The 16433-nt window shown below is 69.1% G+C and carries 12 protein-coding genes and 1 pseudogene; 4 read left to right on the top strand and 9 right to left on the bottom strand.

Going from position 1 to position 16433, the window contains the following annotated elements; genetic code table 11:
• Positions 1 to 4 precede the first annotated feature (4 nt).
• From EZH22_RS11250 to EZH22_RS11230, 6 genes are all read right to left on the bottom strand, one after another.
• Entirely contained in the window at positions 5 to 1153 is a 1149-nt protein-coding gene (locus EZH22_RS11250) for an ABC transporter permease (RefSeq protein WP_231711522.1), read from the bottom strand.
• Positions 1154 to 1216: 63 nt separating this feature from the next.
• Entirely contained in the window at positions 1217 to 2332 is a 1116-nt protein-coding gene (locus tag EZH22_RS11245; RefSeq protein ID WP_203195703.1) for a microcin C ABC transporter permease YejB, read from the bottom strand.
• Between the two features lie 46 nt (positions 2333 to 2378).
• A complete protein-coding gene (locus EZH22_RS32600; RefSeq protein ID WP_333473724.1) occupies positions 2379 to 2933 on the bottom strand; it encodes a periplasmic substrate-binding domain-containing protein in 555 nt (184 codons plus the stop codon).
• A gap of 35 nt (positions 2934 to 2968) precedes the next feature.
• Positions 2969 to 4315, bottom strand: coding sequence for an extracellular solute-binding protein (locus EZH22_RS11240; RefSeq protein WP_333473723.1), 1347 nt, complete (start codon positions 4313 to 4315; stop codon positions 2969 to 2971).
• The gene (locus tag EZH22_RS11235) at positions 4312 to 6318 is read right to left on the bottom strand and encodes an extracellular solute-binding protein (protein ID WP_408647691.1); all 2007 of its coding nucleotides are present in this window, start codon (positions 6316 to 6318) and stop codon (positions 4312 to 4314) included. Before EZH22_RS11235 ends, EZH22_RS11240 begins: the two co-directional genes overlap by 4 nt.
• A gap of 362 nt (positions 6319 to 6680) precedes the next feature.
• On the bottom strand, positions 6681 to 7232 hold the full coding sequence (locus tag EZH22_RS11230) for a c-type cytochrome (RefSeq protein ID WP_203195702.1): 552 nt from the start codon (positions 7230 to 7232) through the stop codon (positions 6681 to 6683).
• Between the two features lie 222 nt (positions 7233 to 7454).
• Between EZH22_RS11230 and EZH22_RS11225 the strand changes: the two are divergent.
• Together EZH22_RS11225 and EZH22_RS11220 are read left to right on the top strand one after the other, a co-directional pair.
• Positions 7455 to 8212, top strand: a pseudogene (locus EZH22_RS11225) (3-deoxy-manno-octulosonate cytidylyltransferase).
• A gap of 8 nt (positions 8213 to 8220) precedes the next feature.
• Complete coding sequence (locus EZH22_RS11220; protein WP_203195701.1) at positions 8221 to 9081, top strand: prephenate dehydratase; 861 nt, start codon at positions 8221 to 8223, stop codon at positions 9079 to 9081.
• Positions 9082 to 9108: 27 nt separating this feature from the next.
• Here the strand turns inward: EZH22_RS11220 and EZH22_RS11215 are convergent, their stop codons facing one another.
• The 3 genes from EZH22_RS11215 to EZH22_RS11205 all read right to left on the bottom strand — a co-directional run bounded on the left by EZH22_RS11215 (position 9109) and on the right by EZH22_RS11205 (position 12403).
• Positions 9109 to 10917: a solute carrier family 23 protein gene (locus tag EZH22_RS11215; RefSeq protein WP_203195700.1), complete on the bottom strand. Its 1809-nt coding sequence runs from the start codon at positions 10915 to 10917 to the stop codon at positions 9109 to 9111.
• On the bottom strand, positions 10910 to 11845 hold the full coding sequence (gene nudC, locus EZH22_RS11210; RefSeq protein ID WP_203195699.1) for an NAD(+) diphosphatase: 936 nt from the start codon (positions 11843 to 11845) through the stop codon (positions 10910 to 10912). The genes EZH22_RS11215 and nudC overlap by 8 nt, the downstream gene beginning before the upstream one ends.
• A 132-nt stretch (positions 11846 to 11977) precedes the next feature.
• Positions 11978 to 12403 (bottom strand): HIT family protein, encoded by a 426-nt coding sequence (locus tag EZH22_RS11205; protein ID WP_203195698.1) that lies wholly within the window; start codon positions 12401 to 12403, stop codon positions 11978 to 11980.
• Between the two features lie 348 nt (positions 12404 to 12751).
• On the opposite strand from EZH22_RS11205, the gene EZH22_RS11200 reads away from it, so the two are divergent.
• Together EZH22_RS11200 and ptsP are read left to right on the top strand one after the other, a co-directional pair.
• A complete protein-coding gene (locus tag EZH22_RS11200) occupies positions 12752 to 14011 on the top strand; it encodes an aspartate kinase (protein WP_203195697.1) in 1260 nt (419 codons plus the stop codon).
• Between the two features lie 77 nt (positions 14012 to 14088).
• A complete protein-coding gene (ptsP, locus tag EZH22_RS11195) occupies positions 14089 to 16356 on the top strand; it encodes a phosphoenolpyruvate--protein phosphotransferase (protein WP_203195696.1) in 2268 nt (755 codons plus the stop codon).
• Positions 16357 to 16433 lie beyond the last annotated feature (77 nt).

The following is a 16433-nucleotide window of genomic DNA, read 5'->3' as shown; positions in this document are numbered from 1 at the left end:
TCCCTCACGTGAAGGTCTTGCGCGGATCGAAGGCGTCGCGCACCGCCTCGCCGATGAAGATGAGCAGGCTGAGCATGACGGCCACGGTGAAGAATCCGGTCAGCCCGAGCCAGGGCGCCTGGATGTTGCTCTTGCCCTGCGAGAGCAGCTCTCCGAGCGAGGGCGAGCCCGGCGGCAGGCCGAAGCCGAGGAAGTCCAGCGCCGTCAGCGTCATCACCGACGAGGACAGGATGAAGGGCAGCATGGTCAGCGTCGCCACCATGGCGTTGGGCAGCATGTGCCGCGTCATGATGGTGAGGTTGCCGACGCCCAGCGCCCGGGCCGCCTGCACATATTCGAAATTGCGCGCGCGCAGGAATTCCGCCCGCACCAGCCCCACCAGCGACACCCAGGAGAACAAAAGCAGGATGCCGAGCAGCACCCAGAAGCCCGGCACCAGCACGGAGGAGATGATGAGCAAAAGATAGAGCGAGGGAATGGCCGTCCAGATCTCGATGAAGCGCTGGAACAGGAGGTCCACCCAGCCGCCGAAATAGCCCTGCACCGCCCCAGCGGCGACGCCGACCACGGACGAGATCACCGTCAGGATCAGGCCGAACAGCACCGAGATGCGGAAGCCGTAGATGAGCCGCGCCACCACGTCCCGGCCCTGGTCGTCGGTGCCGAGCCAGTTGTATTCGAGCCCCGAACAGCCGGCGACGCCCTTCTTCAGCGCCACCGCCTTGCACTGCGCCTCGGTGAGCATCCAGGTGGGCGGAGAGGGCGCGGGGGTGGGCAGGTCCAGATTGTGGGTGGAATAGGAGAAGTGGATGGGCGGCCAGATCATCCACCCGCCCTTCTCGGCGATCAGCTTCTGGAGGAAGGGGTCGCGATAGTCCGCGTCCGTCTCGAAGTCGCCGCCGAATGTGGTCTCCGGATAGGCCCGCACCACGGGGAAGTACCAGCCGCCGTCATAGGAGACGAAGACCGGCTTGTCGTTGGCGATGAATTCCGCTCCGAGGCTGACGACGAACAGCACCATGAACACGATGAACGACCAGTAGCCGCGCCGGTTGGCGCGAAAGTTGGACAGGCGCCGCCGGTTGAGCGGCGAGAGCGCGAAGCGCCCCGCCGGCCGGGTCTCGCCCGGCGGCTGGAGCTGTCCGTGGGGCAGGTCGCGGGCCGCGGGCACATCGGTGGGCTCGCCCGGCTGGAGCAGGGGCACGGCGTCCACGGCTCACACCTCCCGCGTCTCGAAGTCGATGCGCGGATCGACCAGCATGTAGGTGACGTCCGAGACGAGGCCCACCACGAGGCCGGCCAGGGAGAAGATGTAGAGGGTGGCGAACACCACCGGATAGTCGCGGTTGAGCACGCTCTCGAAGCCCAGGAGCCCGAGCCCGTCGAGGGAGAAGATGGTCTCGATGAGCAGCGACCCGGCGAAGAAGGCGGAGATGAAGGCGCCGGGAAAGCCGGCGATCACAATGAGCATGGCGTTGCGGAACACATGGCCGTAGAGCACCCGCCGCTCGCCGAGGCCCTTCATGCGGGCCGTGGTCACGTACTGCTTGCGGATCTCCTCGAGGAACGAGTTCTTGGTGAGCAGCGTCATGGTGGCGAACGCCCCGAGCACCATGGAGGTGAGCGGCAGCACCAGGTGCCACGCATAGTCGACGATGCGCTCGGGCCAGCTCATCTGCCAGAAATTCTCCGAAGTGAGCCCGCGCAGGGGGAACAGATCGAGGAAAGAGCCGCCCGCGAACAGGATGATGAGCAGGATGGCGAACAGGAAGGAGGGGATGGCGTAGCCGATGATGATCACCGCCGAGGTCCACATGTCGAAGCGCGAGCCGTCGCGCATGGCCTTGGAGATGCCGAGGGGAATCGAGATCGCATAGGTCAGCAGCGTCATCCACAGGCCGAGCGAGATGGAGACCGGCAGCTTCTCGGCGATCAGGTCGAGCACCCGGATGTCGCGGAAGTAGGAGCGGCCGAAATCGAAGGTGGCATAGTCCGTGATCATCTTCAGGAAGCGCTCATGCGCGGGCTTGTCGAAGCCGAACTGCTTTTCCAGCTGCTTGATGAAGGCAGGGTCGAGGCCCTGCGCGCCGCGATACTTGGAGGCGACGGCATCCATCGCCCCTCCCGCCTGCGCCGCCGCGGCGCCGCCGGAGAAGTCCCCTCCCCCACCGGAGATCCGCGCCGTCGCCGACACGTCCTGCCCGGTGAGCTGGGCGATCACCCGCTCCACCGGGCCGCCGGGCGCGAACTGGATGACCACGAACGAGACGAACATGATGCCGAGAATGGTCGGCACCATGAGGGCGATGCGGCGAAGAATGTAAGCGAGCATTACGTCTCCCGATCCGGCACGACGGTGCCGCCGCAGCCGGTCCGCGTCAACCGCCCCGCGGGGCGTCCTGAGCCTTCTCCTGCGCCTTTTCCTGGGACCGGCTCCACCAGGTGTCACGCACCCCGAGGTCGTAGCGGGGCTTCACGGCCGGACGGTCGAACTGGTCCCAATAGGCGATGCGGAAGGCGCCGGAATACCATTGAGGTATCCAGTAGCGCCCTGCCCGCAGCACCCGGTCGAGGGCCCGGCAGGCAGTGACCAGGGTCGCCGGGTCCGGCGCGGCGATGGCGGTGGCGATGAGCGCGTCCACCACCGGATCGGCGATGCCGGCGATGTTGTTGGAACCGCGGGTCCGCGCCGCTTCCGTGGAGAAATAGGAGTGCAGCTCGCGGCCCGGATAGGGGGAGAACCCGTAGCGCTTGACGATGATGTCGAAGTCGAAATTCTGCACCCGCATCTCGTACTGCGCGGGATCCACCAGCCGGAACGAGCCCTCGATGCCCACCCGCTTCAGGTGGCCGATGAAGCGGGAGGTGTGCCGCTCGATGGAACTCTCGGCGTCGAGGAACTCGATGGTGAAGGGCTCGCCCCGGCCGTCCACCAGGCGCCCCTGCTGGATCGTGTAGCCCGCGTCCTTCAGCAGGTCGAGGGCCTGCCGACGCAGGGCGCGGTCCTCCCCCGAGCCATCGGTGGCGGGGGCACGTAGACCTCGTCGAACACTTCTTCCGGCACGCGGTCGCGGAAGGGCTCGAGCAGCTTCAGCTCCTCCGGGGAGGGCTTGCCCACCGCCATCATGTCCGAATTCTGGAAGAACGACACCGTGCGGTTGTAGCTGTCGTACATGAGGTTACGGCGCGTCCAGTCGAAATCGAACAGCAGCCCGATGGCCTCGCGCACGCGCCGGTCGAAGAACTTGGCCCGCCGCGTGTTGAAGAACCAGCCCTGAACGCCGGAAAAGGACTCGTCCGGCAGCGTCTCCAGCTTGACCTTGCCCTCGCGGACCGCGGGAAAATCATACTGGGTCGCCCATTCGCGGGCGGTGAACTCCTCGCGGAAGAGGTAGACCTTGGCCTTGAACGCTTCCAGGGCGGGAATGCGCTCGCGGAAATATTCGTAGCGCACGGTGTCGAAGTTGAAGCGCCCCTTCATCACCGGCAGGTCGCGGCCCCAATAGTCCGGCACGCGACGGTATTCCACGAAGCGGCCCTGCTCGAAGCGCTCCACCTTGTAGGGCCCGGAGCCCACCGGCGGGGTGAGGAACGAGCGGGCGAACGGATATTTCGCCAGATGGGCCTTGGAAAAGACGGGCATGCCCGCCGCCACCAGCGGCACGTCCCGCGCCCGGCCGGCGCGGAAGCGCAGCACCACCTCGCGCGGGCCCTCCGCCTCTGCCGCGAGGAGGTCGGACAAAGCGAGGCGGATATTGCCGTGGCCCTCGCTCTTCAGAGCGTCGAACGAGGCGGCCACGTCGTCCGCGGTCACCGGCGCGCCGTCGTGAAAATGCGCCTCGGGACGCAGGCGAAAGCGATAGGTGAGCCCGTCGTCGGCGATCACCACCGACGAGGCGAGGCAGCCGTACATGCCGCCGCGCTCGTCCTCGGCGGGGGTCATCAGCGTGTCGAACAGCAGCTCGACGCCCTGCGCCCCGTTGCCCTGCTGATTGTAGGCATTGAAGCTGTCGAAGGTGCCGAAGGCCTGATTGTACATGGTGCCGCGCACCGCCGTGGAAAACGGACCGCCCTTCGGTGCGGCGGGGTTCACATAGTCGAAATGGGTGAAGCCCGGCGGATACTTGAGGTCGCCGAAGACGGACAGGCCATGCCGCTCCACGGCGCCGGAGACGGCGCCGTCGGCCTCGGCGGCGGCCGCATCGGCCGGCTTCGGCGGGCTCGCACGCGTCTGGCCCATGGCGCGGGCGCCGGGCAGCACAAGGCCGGCGGAGGCGGCGCCAAGGCGCAGCAGGGTGCGGCGGGAGAGGGTCATTTCGTGCCGCCGCCGATCTTGGCCGCCTTCGCCGCATCAAACCACCAGATGGTCGGGAAGGCGAAGGAATAAGCCGGCAGGTCCTTGGGATGAGAGAAGCGATCCCAGCGCGCCGTGCGGGTGGCGTTCAGCGTCCATGCCGGAATGATGTACTCGTTCCATAGCAGCACGCGGTCGAGGGCGTGGGTGGCGGCCACGAGGTCGGCGCGGTCGGTGGCGTAGATCACCTTGTCGACCAGCGCGTCCACCGCGGCATCCTTGACGCCGCCATAGTTGCGCGAGCCCTCCCGATCGGCGGCGTCGGAGCCGAAATAGTCGCGCTGTTCATTCCCCGGCGACAGCGACTGGCCCCAGCCGGAGACGATCATGTCGAAGTCCCGCGCCCGCAGCCGGTTGATGTACTGGGACGAATCCACGAGCCGCACACTCACGCTCATGCCGAGCCGCTCCAGCGCCGGCTTGTAGAACACCACCACGCGTTCCATGGCCGGGCTGGCGATGAGGAACTCCAGGGTGAAGGGCTCGCCCTTGGCGTTGACGAGCTTGCGGTTCTTCACCTCCCACCCCGCCTCCTTCAGCAGGCGCACCGCCTCGCGCAGGTTGCTCCGGCGGCTCTCCTCCGAGCCGTTCTCCGGATTGGTGTAGGTGGCGGTGAACACCTCCTTCGGCACCTTGTCCTTGAGGGCGTCGAGAATATCGCGCTCGCGCCCCTCCGGCAGGCCGGTGGCGGCAAGCTCGGTGCCGAAGAAGAAGGAGTTGATGCGCTTGTACTGGTCGAAGAAGAGGGTGTGGTTCATACCCTCGAAATCGAGCGCGTAGTTCATCGCCCGGCGCACGCGCGGATCCTTGAACTTGTCGCGGCGCAGGTTGGGGATGAACGCCTGCACCGTGGCCGAGGCGCGGTTCTCGAACATCTGGAGGATGACGCGCCCGTCCGTCCGGGCCGGGAAGTCATAGGCGGTCGCCCAGTTCTTCGCGGAGGATTCGGAGCGGAAATCATACTGGTCGGCCTTGAAAGCTTCGAGCATCACCGTGTCGTCACGGAAATACTCGTAGCGTATCTCGTCGAAATTGTCGCGCCCCACATTCACCGGCAGGTTGCGCCCCCAATAGTCCTTCACCCGCTCGTAGGTGATGGAGCGGCCGGCGACGAAGCCCTTGATGCGGTAGGCGCCGGAGCCGAGCGGCACTTCGAGGGTGCCCTGGCCGATGTCGCGCGGCTTGCCGGCGGCATCCGTCGCGGTCCACCAGTGCTTGGGCAGGATGGCGAGCTGGCCGACGATCTGCGGCAGCTCGCGGTTGCCCGCCTGGTCGAAGGTGAAGGTCACCTCGCGCGCGCCGGTCTTCTCGGCCTTCACCACGTGGCTGTAGTAGAATTTCTGGGTGGGGTTGTTGGCGGTCAGCGCCTCGAACGAGAAGACGACGTCCTCGGGCGTGATCGGGGCGCCGTCGTGCCACCGTGCGTTGGCCCGCAGCCGGTAGGTGACGGAGGAGAAATCCGCCGGGTGGCTCACCCCCTCGGCGATCAGGCCGTACTCGCTCGCCACCTCGTCGTACGAGCTCGTCATCAGCGTATCGTAGATGAGCTCGACACCGGCGGCGGGGGTGCCGCGGGGCACCACGAAGTTGAAGGTATCGAAGGTGCCGTCGTCCGCCAGCCGCAGCAGGCCGCCCTTGGGCGCGTCCGGATTGACGTAGTCGAAGTGCTTGAAATCGGCCGGATACTTCACCGCGCCCATGAGCGAGAGGCCATGGCGGAAGATCGGGCCGGAGGCCGCTTCGGGCTTCGTCGCGTCAGGGGTGACCGCTTCGGTCTTGGCCGCTTCGGTCTTGGCCAGCTCGATCTTGGCCGGCTCGATCTTGGCCGGCTCGGACTTTGCCTCCGCCTGCGCCTGCGAGGCCGGGGCGGCCTGGCTCGGCGCCTGCGCCGCGGCGGGGGTCGCAAGGCAGGACCAGACCACAGCGGCGAGGAGCGGAACAAGGCGGACGGGCGGCACGGGCATCGGCGTCTCCGGTAGAAGATCCAGGCGAGGACCGGGATAGCCGATTATGGCACCGTTCGCGACGGCAGAAACATGGCGGCCCGTCCAGCGGCGACGCCGGCCGGCGGGCGCCGGACGGGCACGCCGCCCCGGCGCGGGACAGGGACGCAAAGAAAAAGGCCGGTCTTCGGGGACCGGCCTTCCGTAACGGGCGTCGCAAGGGCAACGATGACAATGGCGTGAAAGGGCGCGGCGCCTGGAAGGCGTCGACCGGTGAAGGTCCCCGCCCATTGCCCCGGCCCGGCGGTGCCCCGCCTCGGCCGGCGTAATCCATCCGCGCGCACACTCAAGCTCACGCGGTTCGCGGCGTCCTCACTTCATCCTCACTTGGCCGCCGCCGCCGTCGGCAGGGGCTTGGGGCTATGGGAGAGCGAGTTGAGGTAGGCGATGAGATCCGCCCGCTCGGCTTCCTTCGGAATGCCGGCGAAGGCCATGGCGGTGCCGGGCACCGCGGCTTTCGGGTTGGTGAGGAAGGTGTTGAGGGCCTGGGGCGTCCAGTCGCCGCCCTTCGCCTTCATCGCCGCGGAATAGGCGAAGCCCGCCACCGAGGCGACGGGACGGCCGACGATGCCGTAGAGATCCGGCCCCACCTTGGCGCCCGCGCCTTCCTGGAAGTTGTGGCAGGCGGCGCACTTCTTGGCGGCCGAGGCGCCCTTCTCGACGGAGGCGGTGGCGAACAGCTGCTCGATCGGCACTTCGGCGGCCTTGGCCGGCGTGGCGGCGCCGCCGCCACCTTCCTGCACCACGATGTCGAAGCCGGGCTTGGCAGGCGCCTCGGGCGTGAACAGAATTTCGGAAACGATTCCGAGACCGAGGGTGAGCACCAGGGTGCCCAGAACCGCACCTGCGATCTTGTTTAATTCAAAAGAATCCATCGGCGCTTCGCCCCTCGGAGCCCTTGATCTTCGCCGGCCTCGGCGCAGGAAATAAAGCGTGCGGCCGGGCTTGCAAGCATGTCGATGAGCGGCGCGCAGGAGGCCCGCGCACCGCCGGCGACACTAAGCACTTTGACCGTAACGAGGCAACCCGTATAAGGCGCGCCCCAATGCCACTCCCCATGCCGGGGGCCGGCGCTGCCGACAAGGACCCGCCGCACCATGTCCCTGAGCCGCGTGCTCGTGCTCATTCCCGCGCGCATGGCCGCGACGCGCCTGCCCGGCAAGCCGCTCGCCGACGTGGGCGGCCGGCCCATGATTGTCGAGGTGGCGCGGCGTGCGGTCGCAGCCGGCATCGGCCGGGTGGCGGTGGCCACCGACGCCGCGGAAATCGCCGCCGCGGTCACCGCCGCCGGATTCGCCGCGGTGATGACCCGTCCCGACCATCCTTCCGGCTCCGATCGCATCCACGAGGCCCTCGGCGTGCTCGACCCCGACGGCGCGGTGGAGGTGGTGGTGAACGTGCAGGGGGACCTGCCCACCATCGATCCCGCCACCATCCGCCGGGCGCTGGCCCCCTGGCCGACCCGGCCGTGGACATCGCGACCCTCGCCGCCGAGATCCGCGAGGCGCACGAGCGCACCGATCCCAACGTGGTCAAGGTGGTGGGCTCGCCGATCGCGCCCGATGTGTTGCGGGCGCTCTATTTCACCCGCGCCACGGCGCCCTCCGGGGAAGGGCCGCTCTATCACCATATCGGGCTCTACGCCTATCGCCGGGCCGCGCTGGCCCGGTTCGTGGCGCTGCCGCCCTCGCCGCTGGAAAAGCGGGAGAAGCTGGAGCAGCTGCGGGCGCTGGAAGCCGGCATGCGCATCGACGTGGCGGTGGTGGATGCGGTACCGCTCGGCGTGGACACGCCCGCCCACCTCGAGCGGGCGCGTGAGATTCTCTTGCAGAAACAGGCGCAGCACAGGCCATGAAGGCACCCATGATCCGCCGCATCACCTTTCAGGGCGAGCCCGGCGCCAATTCGCACATCGCCTGCCGCGAGGCGTTCCCGGATTTCGAGGCGGTGCCCTGCGCCACCTTCGAGGACGCCTTCGCCGGCGTCGAGGGTGGCGCCGCCGGCTATGCCATGATCCCCATCGAGAATTCGGTGGCGGGGCGGGTGGCGGACATCCACCACCTCATGCCGCGGTCCAGCCTGAACATCGTGGGCGAGTATTTCCTGCCCCTCTCCCACCAGCTCATGGGCGTGAAGGGAGCCAGCCTCGCCACCATCAAGACCGCCCAGAGCCACGTGATGGCCCTCGGCCAGTGCCGCAAGGTCATCCGCACCCTCAACCTCACGCCGGTGATCGGCGCCGACACGGCCGGCTCGGCCCGCGAGATCGCGGAAGCGCGCGACGTGACCCGCGCCGCCATCGCCTCGCGCCTTGCCGCGGAGATCTACGGGCTCGACATCCTCGCCGAGAACATCGAGGACGAGGCGCACAACACCACGCGCTTCATCATCCTTTCCCGCGACGGGGACTGGGCGACGGCCGGCAACGGGCCGGTGATCACCACCTTCGTGTTCCGCGTGCGCAACGTGCCGGCGGCCCTCTACAAGGCGCTCGGCGGCTTCGCCACCAACGGCGTGAACATGACCAAGCTCGAATCCTACCAGATGGACGGGCACTTCACCGCCACCCAGTTCTATGCCGACGTGGACGGCCACCCGGACGACCGGCCGGTGAAGCTGGCCCTGGAGGAGCTCGCCTTCTTCTCGCGCGAGCTGCGCATTCTCGGCGTCTACCCCGCCCATCCCTACCGGGCGAGCCTGCCGAGCTCGGAAGAGACCTACTGAGCCGAGGCCGCCCGGGCCGCCCCCGGCTCAGTGGTCGAAGCGCAGGGAAATGCGCGCCTTTCCGCCGACGCTGCCGAAGCGTACGTCGTCGGACAGGCGCTTCAGCATCCAGGCGGCGAAGGATGCCTGCTCCTTCGCATCCCCGAGCAGGGCCTCCGGCGACGGCCGCTGCTTGGGCGGCTCCACCACCTCGCCCTCATAGACGATGAACACGTCGAGATGGGTCTCGTCGAAACGGGCGCGCAGCTCGATGGGGCCCTCGGCGATGCCGCTGTCGGCCACCAGCTCCAGCGCCTGGGCCACCGTGGGGATGGCGGCGGCGATGACGTCCCGGCGCGCGCCCCAGTCGTCGCCGTGCCGTTCCAGGAAGTCCCGCGCATAGGGAAAGGCGTGGGCGCTGTCCGGCACGATCTCCCCCGCCTCCTGCGCGATGCCGATGCGGAACAGCAGGTTGAGGACGATGGCGCAGATGGCCCCGGCCGACAACGGCGTGGAGAAGAGCGGCTGCAGCACTGGCGGAAGCTGCGTCACCAGCGGCAGGAGGGCCACCGAGAGCCCGGCCAGCACCGACAGGCCCACCACGAACACCCGCCGCTCGCTGAGGCGTCGGGAGGTGACGAGATCCATGCCGGCCACCACCAGGTAAGCGGACGTGTAGAGCAGGATACCGCCGATCACCGGCGAGGGGATGAGGGTGAGCGCAACGATGGCCTTCGGCAGGAAGGCGATGGCGAAGATCATCACCCCGGCGAGCACGCCGATGACCCTCGCCGTTGACTGGGTGGCGAAGGCAAGGCCCACCGAGGACGAGGACAGCCCGGCCTGGAAGCCGGTGGTGAGGCCGTTCAGGATGTTGCCGATGCCGCAGGTGGTCACCGCCCGCTGCACCGCCGGCATGTCGGCGCGCCGCCAGTCGGCATCGTTCATCTTCTCCAGCGAGACCATGACCGAGAGCACGTCCACGAGGTTCATCAGCACCAGGAGCGCCATCAGCGGGAACAGGGACGGGGCGAAGCTGAACGATGGCAGGGTGAGCGTGGGCAGGGCGACCAAAGGCGCCGCGGCGATCGCCGCCTCGGCATTGGGGTGCCCCACCCCGAGGAAGAGCGCGAGCGCCCAGCCGATGCCGGCGCCGGCGAAGACGGCGAACAGCTTCAGCCGTCGCGGCGCGAACACGGTGACGGCGACGATGATGCCCACCGTGGCGAGGCTGGCGATGGAGGCGTTCTCCCCGACCCCCGGCCCGTGATCAAGGCCAAGCGCCCGCCGGAGCGCCGGGCTGGCGAGGGACACGCCCAGCATGCTCACCGCCACGCCGCACACCTCGGGCGGCAGCAGCACGCGCAACGGCCGCACCAGGCGCGCCACGAACAGCTGGCAGATGCCCACCAGCAGCGTGGTCATTGCCATGAGGCCGAGCCCGCCCAGCGACAGCGCCTGCACCGCGAGCGGGATCGCCCCGGGGGCGGGAATGTGCACGGCCAGGTACCCCGAGCCGATGCGCGTGCGCAGGCACTGGATGACGGTGGCAATGCCGATGCTCATGGCACAGGCCGAGAGCATGGAGGACATCTGGTCGGCGGGCAGCCGGGCCTCGGTGGCCGCCAGCACCGGATAGATCAGGAAGGTGACCGCCAGCATGGCGTGCTGGGCGGCGAGCGGCACGAGGGCCGCCGGGGGAACGGCGTCATCGAGGCCGTAGACCAGCGAGGACGGGCGGCGCGGCGGACGGGTCCCGCGCCGGGGATCGGGAAAGAGGCGATTGCGGATCCGCCGCAGCAGGGCCAAGGGCCGGTGTTCCGGCCGGAGCGGCTCGGTCGCGGCCCGATCAGGCATGGATGCCTTCGACGAAGGCGCGGATGAGGTGGTGCGCGATGGCGACGGGCGGCGGCACGAACAGGCCGTCCGGATGGGTGCGGGCGAGCATCAGCGCCACCTCGTCCCGGTCGAACCAGCGCGCGTCTTCCAGCTCGTTGCGGTCGATGACGATGTCCCGGCTCGTCGCCTGCGCGAGGCAGCCGATCATCAGCGACATGGGGAAGGGCCAGGGCTGGCAGGTGCGGTAGGTGACCCGCCCGGTGGCGATGCCCGCCTCCTCCAGCGTCTCGCGCCGCACCGCCTCCTCGATGCTCTCCCCCGGCTCGACGAATCCGGCGAGGCAGGACCACATGCCGGGCGCGAAATGCGGCTGGCGGCCGAGCAGGCACCGGTCGCCCGCCGCCGTCAGCATGATCACCACCGGATCGGTGCGCGGGAAGTGCTGGGTCCCGCAGGAGGGGCAATCCCGCCGCCACCCCTGGTCCACGATGCGGCTGGCCTGGCCGCAATTGGCGCAGAAGCCGTGCCGGCCGTGCCAGGCGAGCAGCGCCTTGCCACTGGCGACCGGCCCCAGATGGTCCGCCGCCACCAGCCCGCCCACCGCGATGGAACGCAGGTCCAGAACCTTCAGCCCCTCGCCTTCCAGTATCTCCCTGAGGCCGGGATCGAAGGAAAAGGCGAAGCGCGGCGCGCCGTCCGCAAGTCCGAGGAAGAGCGGCTCCCCCCGCCCCCGCGCCCGGGCTTCCCCGTGCAGGAACAGCGGGTCGAACGGGGCTTCCGCGCCCTTCATCGCCACCAATTCGCCGCCGAGCAGATAGAAGCGCGCGGCCGGGTCCGCGATGAGGTCGCCGGCGGTGGCGCGCAGATGGGCCGCACGGTCGAGGGGACTGCCGACATAGCCGAGGGCCGGCCATGCGCCGAGTTCGGGACGGATGATGACGGACATGAAGCGGGGCTGATCCTGAAGCGGGGCTGACCCTGGAAGAACAACGCGCGCCGCCGGCGCGCCGATGCTGACGGGACGGTCGCATGCGGGCAGCGGGGAGGCAAGGCGTGCCGGTCGGGTCGGCGCGCCACGCTACGTTGGGGAAAGACGGTCCCGCAGGGCGGCAAGCCGGGCGGCGCGCGCGCCCGGCTCCAGGGGCTCGCGGATGCCGGCGCCGAACGCCGGCCCCGGCCATGCGGCATCGCCCGGATTGCGGCCGATCACGTGCACATGGAGCTGCGGCACCATGTTGCCCAGCGCCGCCACGTTGAGCTTGGCGCAGCCCGACACCGCCTTTACCGCCTGCGAGACCGCGGCGATCTCCTCCATCAGGCGCGGGCGGTCGGCCGGATCGAGATCGATGATCTCCACGGCCCCCGGCCGGCGCGGCACCAGGACCACCCAGAAGAAGCGGGCGTCATCCACAAGGTAAAGGTGGCACAGGACAAGCCCGCCCACGGCGGTGCCGTCGGCAGCGAGGCGAGGATCGAGGCGGAAGGGATCAGGATCGCGGGTCATGCCCGCTTCATGGCCGAGGCCACCGGGCCGGGCAAGAGCGAGGGCGCGGCAAGACCCGTCGCGGACTTGTTCCCCGCCCCTCCCCGCCCGACTTGCGCGCGGATGGTTGCCCCGGCGCACGGTTGCCGCTATGGAGGCGCCCCAACAAGCCGCGCGACCTCATGCGAACCCGTGCGGCAGGACGTATTGGCAATGTTCCGCTCGGCCACTTCCACTCGCCTCGTCCCGCGCGCCACAGCGCGCCGCATGGAGCCAAGCCGGCGAAAATGACGCCGGCCTGGGCCCGCCGCCGCGCGGGCCGCCAACGCGTCTCCCGAAGGGTTTTCCAGGCGAAGAAAGGCACGAGCGATGGCTCGGCTGGTGATGAAGTTCGGCGGCACCTCGGTCGCCAATATCGATCGCATCCGCAACGTGGCGCGCCATGTGAAGCGCGAAGTGGCGGCCGGCTATAAGGTGGCGGTGGTGGTTTCGGCCATGTCCGGCAAGACCAACGAGCTGGTGGGCTGGTGCAAGGACGCCTCCGCCCTTTACGACACGCGCGAATATGACGCGGTCGTCGCCTCCGGCGAGCAGGTGACCTCGGGGCTGCTCGCCATCGCGCTGCAGGAAGTGGGCATCGACGCCCGCTCCTGGCAGGGCTGGCAGATCCCCATCTCCACCGACGACGCCCACGGCACCGCCCGCATCCTCGACATCGACGGGGAGAAGCTCGGGGCCGCCGTCGACGGTGGCGAGGTGGCGGTGATCGCCGGTTTCCAGGGGGTCCACCTGCCCACCGGCCGCCTCACCACGCTCGGCCGCGGCGGTTCGGACACCTCCGCCGTGGCGGTCGCGGCCGCCCTCAAGGCGGAGCGGTGCGACATCTATACGGACGTGGACGGCGTCTACACCACCGACCCGCGGGTGGTGCCCAAGGCCCGCCGGCTCGACCGCATCGCCTTCGAGGAAATGCTGGAAATGGCCTCCCTGGGGGCCAAGGTGCTGCAGGTGCGCTCCGTGGAGCTCGCCATGGTGCATAATGTGCGCACCTTCGTGCGCTCCAGCCTCGTCGACCCCGACGCCCCGGAAATGGGCGAGGTGGAGAAGGCCGGAACGCTCATCTGCGACGAGGAGGAGATCGTGGCAAGCCAGATGGAATCGCAGGTGGTCACCGGCATCGCCTTCTCCAAGGACGAAGCCCAGGTCTCCATCCGCCGGGTGGCCGACAAGCCCGGCATCGCCGCCGCCGTGTTCGGGCCGCTGGCGGAAAGCCACATCAACGTGGACATGATCGTGCAGAACGTGTCGGCCGATGGCTACACCGACATCACCTTCACCGTGCCCACCGCCGACTTCGAACGGGCCAAGGCGGTGATCGAGAAGGCGAGGGATTCCATCGCCTTCCAGTCGCTGGAGGGCGCGAGCGACGTGACCAAGGTCTCGGTGATCGGCATCGGCATGCGCTCGCACGCCGGCGTTGCCGCGCAGGCGTTCGAGGCCCTCGCCGGCAAGGGGATCAACATCCGGGCGATCACCACGTCGGAGATCAAGATCTCCTTCCTGATCGATGCGGCTTATACCGAACTTGCGGTTCGGACTCTCCATTCGCTATACGGGCTCGACAGCTGAGGGCGGACCGCGGGGCGCGCCGTTCGTTCGAGAGCCCCGCGGGACTTGAGCCCGCCGACACTTTAAGGATGCGGCCGATGCGTGGCGCGCTCGGCGGTCCGCGCGTTTTGCTCCGGCGCCTCCGCGAGGTGATGGCGGAGCCGGTCAGCGCGCAGGACCGCCTCGACAAGATCGTGGTGCTGATCGCCGCCAACATGGTGGCGGAGGTCTGCTCGGTCTATGTGCTGCGTGTGGACCAGACCCTCGAGCTTTATGCCACCGAGGGCCTGAACCGGGATGCAGTTCATCTTACCGTCATGCGGGTGGACGAAGGCCTGGTCGGCCACGTCGCCCGCGAGGCGGAATCCCTCGCCTTGTCCGACGCCCAGGCCCACCCCGAATTCGCCTACCGGCCGGAAACCGGGGAAGAGGTCTACAATTCCTTCCTCGGCGTGCCGATCCTGCGCGCCGGCAACACGCTGGGCGTGCTGGTGGTGCAGAACCGGGCGCGGCGCACCTACACGGAAGAGGAGATCGAGGCGCTCCAGACCACCGCCATGGTGCTGGCGGAGATGATCGCCTCGGGCGAGCTCACCGCGCTGGCCAAGCCCGGCGCCGAGCCCGCCATCCGCCGGCCGCTGCACCTGAAGGGGGTGGCGCTGGCCGACGGGCTGGGCCTCGGCCACGTGGTCCTGCACGAGCCGCGCGTCAAGGTGACCAACGTCATCGCCGACGACGTGGTGAAGGAGACCGCCCGGCTCGATGCCGCCATCGGCAAGCTCCGGCATTCCATCGACGTCATGCTGGAGGATGACGGCCTCGCCAAGGCCGGCGAGCATCGCGACATCCTCGAGGCCTACCGCATGTTCGCCCACGACCGCGGCTGGATGCACAAGATGCGCGAGGCCGTGCTCTCCGGCCTCACCGCCGAGGGCGCGGTGGAGCGGGTGCAGTCGGATACCCGCGCCCGCATGATGCGCGCCTCCGACCCCTATCTGCGCGAGCGCCTGCACGACCTGGACGACCTGGCCAACCGCCTGCTGCGCGAGCTGACCGGCCGCAACCGCGGCCCGGAGCGCGAGGCGCTGCCGGAGAACGCCATTCTCGTCGCCCGCAACATGAGCCCGGCGGCGCTCCTCGACTATGACCGCTCGCGCATCCGCGGCCTGGTCCTGGAGGAAGGCGGCACCACCAGCCACGTCACCATCGTCGCGCGGGCGCTGGGCATCGCCGCCGTCGGGCAGGTGGAGAATGCCGCGGGCCTTGCCGACCCCGGCGACCCGATGATCGTGGACGGGCAGGCGGGCGAGGTGCATCTGCGCCCGCCCGGCGACGTGGAGGAGGCCTATGCGGAGAAGGTGCGCTTCCGCGCCCGCCGCCAGGCCCAGTACGCCGCCTTGCGCACCCGCCCCTCCGTCACCAAGGACGGGGTGCACGTGGACCTGCACCTCAATGCCGGCCTGCTGGTGGACCTGCCGCACATCGCCGAGACGGGCGCGGCGGGCATCGGCCTGTTCCGCACCGAGCTGCAGTTCATGATCGCCTCGGCCTTTCCGCGCATCTCCGAGCAGTTGAAGCTCTACCGCGCGGTGCTGGACGCGGCCGGAGACCGGCCCGTCACTTTCCGCACCCTCGACATCGGCGGCGACAAGGTGCTGCCCTATATGCGCACGGTGGAGGAAGAGAACCCGGCCCTGGGCTGGCGCGCCATCCGCCTCGGCCTCGACCGGCCGGGCCTGCTGCGCAGCCAGGTGCGAGCGCTGTTGCGCGCCGGGTCGGGACGCGAGCTGCGCCTCATGTTCCCCATGGTGGCGGCCGTGGACGAGTTCGACCGCGCCCGCGCCATCGTCGAGCGCGAGCTGACCCACCTGCGCAAGCATGGCCATGGCTTGCCGGAAAAGGTGTTCGTCGGAGCCATGGTGGAGGTGCCCTCGCTCCTCTTCCAGCTGGACGAGATCCTGTCGCGCGCCGACTTCCTGTCGGTGGGCTCCAACGATCTGGTGCAGTTCCTGTATGCGGCCGACCGCTCCAACGTGCGGGTGGCGGACCGGTTCGACCCCCTGTCTCCCCCGGCGCTGCGGGCGTTCCGCATGGTGGCGGAGGCGGGCCTGCGCCACGGCAAGCCGGTGACGCTCTGCGGCGAGCTCGCCTCGCGACCGCTGGAGGCGGTGGCGCTCGCCGCGCTGGGCTACCGGGCGCTGTCGGTGTCGCCGGCGGCCATCGGCCCGGTGAAGGCGATGATGCTGGAGCTGGACGTCTCCGCCGCCCGCCGCATCCTCCTGCCCATGCTGGAGGACCATTCCGGAACGGCCGATCCGCGCGCCGCCCTCACCGCCTTCGCCAAGGCGAGCGGCCTGCCGCTCTAGAGCACGCGCCGATCGGATCGCGCCCTGGGCACAGCCTTGAACGCGTTCTTGGAACGCAAGACCGGGTATCCACTTTT

The organism is Xanthobacter dioxanivorans, assembly GCF_016807805.1.
Taxonomy (GTDB): Bacteria; Pseudomonadota; Alphaproteobacteria; order Rhizobiales; family Xanthobacteraceae; genus Xanthobacter; species Xanthobacter dioxanivorans.
The sequence above is the reverse complement of the archived record's forward strand: the minus strand, read 5'-3'. Positions and strand labels throughout refer to the sequence as shown.

What these genes read in the sequence shown, in the direction of transcription:
- EZH22_RS11245 (WP_203195703.1), bottom strand. Translation starts at nt 2,332, where the DNA reads ATGCTCGCTTACATTCTTCGCCGCATCGCCCTCATGGTGCCGACCATT.
- EZH22_RS11240 (WP_333473723.1), bottom strand. Translation starts at nt 4,315, where the DNA reads ATGACCCTCTCCCGCCGCACCCTGCTGCGCCTTGGCGCCGCCTCCGCC.
- EZH22_RS11235 (WP_408647691.1), bottom strand. Translation starts at nt 6,318, where the DNA reads ATGCCCGTGCCGCCCGTCCGCCTTGTTCCGCTCCTCGCCGCTGTGGTC.
- EZH22_RS11230 (WP_203195702.1), bottom strand. Translation starts at nt 7,232, where the DNA reads ATGGATTCTTTTGAATTAAACAAGATCGCAGGTGCGGTTCTGGGCACC.
- EZH22_RS11220 (WP_203195701.1), top strand. Translation starts at nt 8,221, where the DNA reads ATGATCCGCCGCATCACCTTTCAGGGCGAGCCCGGCGCCAATTCGCAC.
- EZH22_RS11215 (WP_203195700.1), bottom strand. Translation starts at nt 10,917, where the DNA reads ATGCCTGATCGGGCCGCGACCGAGCCGCTCCGGCCGGAACACCGGCCC.
- nudC (WP_203195699.1), bottom strand. Translation starts at nt 11,845, where the DNA reads ATGTCCGTCATCATCCGTCCCGAACTCGGCGCATGGCCGGCCCTCGGC.
- EZH22_RS11205 (WP_203195698.1), bottom strand. Translation starts at nt 12,403, where the DNA reads ATGACCCGCGATCCTGATCCCTTCCGCCTCGATCCTCGCCTCGCTGCC.
- EZH22_RS11200 (WP_203195697.1), top strand. Translation starts at nt 12,752, where the DNA reads ATGGCTCGGCTGGTGATGAAGTTCGGCGGCACCTCGGTCGCCAATATC.
- ptsP (WP_203195696.1), top strand. Translation starts at nt 14,089, where the DNA reads ATGCGTGGCGCGCTCGGCGGTCCGCGCGTTTTGCTCCGGCGCCTCCGC.